Annotated in this window: 1 pseudogene; it reads left to right on the forward strand. The window is 67.6% G+C overall.

The features are described from left to right. Nucleotides 1-30: 30 nt before the first annotated feature. Nucleotides 31-315 (forward strand): annotated as a pseudogene (locus EN874_RS32925) (ubiquinol oxidase subunit II); the annotation flags it as partial.

The raw sequence follows: 315 nt of genomic DNA on the forward strand, positions 1-315 counted from the left end.
TCCCTGGCGGGGCGGTTGTGCGGCTGCGACATGGTCGTGCTCGCGCCGGCGGGCGATGTCGCGGCCCAGCAGCGCGACCTGCTGGTGGTCTCGACCCTGCTGATGCTGATCATTATCGTGCCGGTCATGGCGCTGACCGTGCTGTTTGCCTGGCGCTACCGCCAATCCAGCACCACAGCGACCTATACGCCCGACTGGGACCACTCGACCAAGCTGGAGCTGGTGATCTGGGCAGCGCCCCTGCTCGTCATCATCTGCCTGGGCGCGCTCACCTGGCTCGGCACCCATCTGCTCGACCCCTACCGGCGCATCGAC

The organism is Mesorhizobium sp. M1D.F.Ca.ET.231.01.1.1, assembly GCF_003999155.2.
Lineage (GTDB): Bacteria > Pseudomonadota > Alphaproteobacteria > Rhizobiales > Rhizobiaceae > Mesorhizobium.